The following is a 4,393-nucleotide window of genomic DNA, read 5'->3' as shown; positions in this document are numbered from 1 at the left end:
GTAAATCGACGAACCAATCGATGCACGTGAGCCGCCGAGTTGAGGTTGTTGGAGTGGCTCGTCAACCGCGGCGACCACGTGATCGTCACCGTTCGCGCGGATGGTTGTGACTACGATAACCACCGCCTGTATTCAATGCTGCCGAATCTGGCCCATGTGATTTCACGTGGCAAGTGTGTGTTGATCGCAAGTGAATTCACCGTTTGATCGTCTTGCTTGAACAACGCCCATCGGAATTCATGGGACATCAGTTTCCTGTCTATCGCACTTGATGTCACGGTTTGATTTCTGCTCCGAGATAGCCGATCAAACGCTCTACCCGCCGGCTGAAATATCTATGTTCGTTCCCCTTCGAGATTCGAATCGGGTAGACTTGTCAGCAGCGAAGCGGTGCCGACTGTGGTCGTGGGTACCTCGCGAACCAAGTGGTGCACCGAAGTTGGCGAATCCAGGTTTTATGGGACTTAGTGTCACCTCAATCGCGCCAACTCGGTGACCACAATCGTTCGCGATGCCATCCGACGCCCGGTGGTGTGGCCCACTGTTTCTCTGCGATCTCTAGAATCGCTAACGGTTCTTCGATGATCGATGGTTTTGTTCCGTGCTCAGAAGAACCTCATCGCCTGTCGATGTTGCTTCAGATCGCAGACGGTTTGACAGATGGCGACTAACCAACGCCTGATGGGAGCGGCACTTGGCACGCTACACTCCAATGTCGCCAATCGCTATGTCACGTGACCTCTGTTTCCTGGGATTCGCTTTGGGTGTCACGGAGCAATTGTTCGTATTGGATGCGAGGTTGTTCTTCGATTCACTTGATTTCACACACAAGCGGATGTGGACAACCGACGCCTGACGGGGATGCCGAATTTCCTCTCATGCTTCCAATCGGTTACACTGGCGAGCAGCGACGATGCTTCATACTGTCGTTACGCCCGGGCTCGCGAACAATCGGATGCACACGGAGCAACGGAGTCGGGGCCTTTGGGTTTTAGTTTCTACTCGATCGCCGTTGCCCGGTGATCCTAGCCGTTCGTCGACCATAGGCACACTCATCACTCCAGCTTGGTTGCTGTGCGTTTCTCTCTTCTCGAACTGCTCTTGCTTGCACCCGCCTGGGGCATCGCTTTCGCTGGGTTCTCCATGTCGCCATTCACGAAGGAGTTGGTCTCTTACACTCATTCAGAGGCAGTTGCTGATATCCGGTACGGAAGAGATGCGTTGCTTGCACGCTATGGACCTCACGCGACAATTGCTGATATCGACATCCAACAGCTGGCGATTGATCTCGATGGCCTGAACGACCCTTGGGGAAACTCGTACAAGCTGGTGATGCGTCAGGATGCCGAATGCGACAACCCTGAATTTAGCGTGCACCTGTATTCAAAGGGCGAGGACGGGATCTCACGAACGGATGGGGACGATCCGGATGATTTGAACACTTGGTCTAACGACTATGGTCAATTCTATTGGCGTCGGATCCAGCGCGAACAACGGCTAAAGCATGCTGCCGAAGCGACGGTCTGTTCACCAATCGTATTTGCTATAATGGTCGTGTTGACCCGCATTGCTCGTAACACATTTGGTGATTCTGAACCGAACGAGCGGACTGACCGGATTGGCGACGAACCATGAATTGCACGGGAGGACGGGAGTCGTGTTCAATGGTCTGCTTGCAGGTCTTTCGCCCGTCCCCCGTGAATTCTGCCGTTCGTCGTGCTACTTCACGATCGTTGGTTCATTCATCTTCGAGTGCGGATCAGATCCGACGCCTGTCGTTGTGGCTGGAACTGGGCCCATCGCTTCGTGACGCGACCTCTGTTTCCTGTTGATCGCTCTTGATGTCACGGTTTGATAGATCATCTTCTCCAATCGGATGATGGCTTGGTGATTTGCAACGCAAGTTACTTTCGTCGTGCCGGATGACTCGCGTAGTGGCCCATCGATTGGCAACGGAACAGTAGTCGCCTGTTGATCGCACCTGATGTTACGGTTTGGCTGTCGCGCCTGGCTCAACCTACTGATTCAGATATCTGCCCATCCAATACCGACGATACCTCTGTCGCTTGTTGGTCGCAATCGTGGTCACGGTTTAACATCGTAATCCCGCTTGACAATATGGCCCATCACCACGCAGCGATTGCTACAATGGTTCAGGTCCGTCCAACTTCTAGCCGGCGGCAATCGTAGCCTGACGAACAAAGTGGTGCACCGCAGTCGGCGAGTTGGGTTTACATTTGAGCTCACGTCACCCGCGCCGACGTGGTGACCACACATGTTCTGCCATTGGGATGCTGGATTGAAACTGCAGGATGCAACGAAACAAGATCTCGTAATCTCCGGTGCTGGCGTTCTCGCCACGACATTCTTTGTTTCTTCGGATGGTGGTGGTCAAAATCCGATCTACGTACTGCTCTGGATGCTGCTCGTCGCTCTTGTTGTTTGCGTCGTGTCGTTCGCCATCGCACGAATAGTGTCGACATTCGCTCTTGCGGTAATCGCCACTGCCGTCATCACGGATTTGCTTTTCTTGATGTATTTCATGTATAGCATCGCTCTTAAGCCGAACAGCGATCCGCACGCTACCGAAGCATACCTATTGATCCCAATCGTATTCACGATCGTCACCTCGCCGTTGGTAGGGCTTTCGTCGTTTGGAATCGGGAGAATCGCAAACCGCTATTTCCACCGTCGGGCTTCCAGTCTCGACTCGCCCGCAGAGAAAGGCAGAACAATGAATTGCACGGGAGGACGGGAGTCGTGTTAAATTGTCTGCTTGCGAGTCTTTCGCCCGTCCCCCGTGAATTCTACCGTTCCCCGACTGAAATGCAACGTTTACCGCACGACATGGATCGACAAGACAACGTACGACTTGAACTCTATGCGTCACCGGATACCGGTCATGAGTCTGGCTTCGTTGCTGACGGATACGAACGTTTGATTTCCGCTGTTGAATCTGACGCACGTCAGATCGTCGAGGCTAAATACGCGGACGAATGGAATGCAAGCGGGCTGCTCCGAAGGTGGAACCTACAACGGAAAATGGACGCTGAAATCTCGGCGATGGTCGCCGAAATGATGCCTGACGTTTCGCCCGACGCTTTGTTCTGATTTTACATTCGTACACTTGCCCCCGCTCAGTGCAGGTATCAGACTGCCGTCCGTTCTCGATTGAATGCGGCGGGGAACCAGACGATGCACGTGAGCCGCCGAGTTGAGTTCATCGAAGTGGTCAGTCGTTCGCGGCGGCCACGTGATCGTTACCGTTCGTCGTGCTTGGTCACGCTGGTTGGTTCTTCTAGCTTTGAGTTCGGAACAACGCACAAGCCGGATATGGTGACTGCAGTCGGCCCATTGCTTTTTGACGCGACCTCTGTTTCCTGGTGATCGCTCCTGATGTCGCGGTTTGGTAAACGTTTCCAACGGCCAACAATCGCCGACAATGGATCGTGATCCTGTACGCCCATTTCTTTATAGCGGCGGAGTCTCCGAATGACCCCCAACACTCGATCATATCTTCCTCTCGATCGGATGTCACTTGAATCCGGTACCGCGATTTGAACACCCTATCCTGATCCCGGTTCAGACTGATGGATCGCCCCAAGTCACTCAACGATGGCTACAATAGGTCACGTCCGTCCAACTTCATGCTGGCGACAACCGTAAATCGACGAACCATGTGATGAACGGGAGTTGCGGCGCAGTTGATTCCTGCGTTCACGATGCTTGGCCGCAACCCCGTTATCACCAACGTTACCGCCGACGTTACCCGACGCCTGACAGTAATTTGCCGCTTGCTGCGCCACGTTTGAAGACGACCCGTGCCTCACTTTCCTGCATTTTCTATTTGGTGGTGGGCGACGATCTTGTGTGGAGGCGGATTTAGTCGCTTCCGCGTCCGCCAACCGCATTGGTTCGTGATGGAGTTGGAAGTTGAGCACTTGGGCGTTGGTACTGGTTTCGATTGGCGTCGTGAGCATTGTCGTCTCTTTAGCAAGACGTCGGCATTCGGCTGGTGATGACTCGTTAATTGGTGTCCACCAGGGGATGACAGACGAGCGGATCGCGGAAAACATCGGACACCGGCGATGGCGAGAGGATTCGAAATTGGGTATCAAATATGGACTCGCCTTCATTACGCTGGGAATTGCGTGGCAACTGATCCTTTTCCTGTTTTGGTTTTAGTTGGTCATGGTTCTGAATGTGACGAAAATCGCGGGTAACAATCGGATGCACGACGAGTCGCCGAGTCGTGGTTAATGAAGTGGAGGATCACTCGCGGCGACCGCGTGATCCGTGCCGTTACGCCAGGAATTGAATGACCGACGAGGGATATGAACGCTGCTGTCCTCGCTGTGACAATCGATTCGTCGCATCGACCGATCGCGGCATT

4 protein-coding genes are annotated in these 4,393 nt (G+C 53.6%); all 4 read left to right on the top strand.

From position 1 onward, the window contains the following. Positions 1 to 712: 712 nt before the first annotated feature. Complete coding sequence (locus FYC48_RS27955) at positions 713 to 856, top strand: hypothetical protein (protein ID WP_160149706.1); 144 nt, start codon at positions 713 to 715, stop codon at positions 854 to 856. A gap of 287 nt (positions 857 to 1,143) precedes the next feature. Continuing rightward, positions 1,144 to 1,635, top strand: coding sequence for a hypothetical protein (locus tag FYC48_RS22395; RefSeq protein WP_149499028.1), 492 nt, complete (start codon positions 1,144 to 1,146; stop codon positions 1,633 to 1,635). A 1,191-nt stretch (positions 1,636 to 2,826) separates the two neighbouring features. Next, on the top strand, positions 2,827 to 3,111 hold the full coding sequence (locus FYC48_RS22390; RefSeq protein ID WP_149498793.1) for a hypothetical protein: 285 nt from the start codon (positions 2,827 to 2,829) through the stop codon (positions 3,109 to 3,111). Positions 3,112 to 3,933: 822 nt separating this feature from the next. Beyond that, entirely contained in the window at positions 3,934 to 4,185 is a 252-nt protein-coding gene (locus FYC48_RS22385; protein WP_149499027.1) for a hypothetical protein, read from the top strand. Positions 4,186 to 4,393 lie beyond the last annotated feature (208 nt).

The sequence above is a fragment of the Roseiconus lacunae genome (assembly GCF_008312935.1).
Classification (GTDB): domain Bacteria; phylum Planctomycetota; class Planctomycetia; order Pirellulales; family Pirellulaceae; genus Stieleria; species Stieleria lacunae.
Note: the sequence above shows the minus strand (reverse complement) of the source record. Positions and strands in the feature narration are given on the sequence as shown.